Here is a 247-nt window from a genome sequence, read left to right on the forward strand (position 1 = left end):
CTGTAATCAGCCTTACCAGCCCCAGATGTTAAGTCCAGAGCAGCGGTATATCAATCGCTGTCATTCTTGTTTGGGCAAGATGGACAAGGCAATTTTGGATATAACACCTAGCGAGGCGCTTAACGATTTCCAACAGCTTGCTGATCAGGCTTTTTTGAGTAAGCAAGGCGTAGTTTTAGGGCAAGTTGTCAGTATGGCTCAGTGGTTTGAGTACCTGCTATTTTTAATTAATTTAGTCAGGCGAGGT

General features: G+C 44.1%; 1 protein-coding gene. It reads left to right on the forward strand.

Going from position 1 to position 247, the window contains the following annotated elements; genetic code table 11:
* Positions 1-25: 25 nt before the first annotated feature.
* Positions 26-247, forward strand: a 222-nt coding sequence (locus AAEY79_RS16020; RefSeq protein ID WP_352289682.1) for a hypothetical protein, incomplete at its 3' end; no start/stop codon positions are given.

Origin of the sequence: Psychrobacter sp. GW64-MNA-CIBAN-0177, assembly GCF_040309585.1 — a bacterium.
Lineage (GTDB): Bacteria > Pseudomonadota > Gammaproteobacteria > Pseudomonadales > Moraxellaceae > Psychrobacter > Psychrobacter okhotskensis.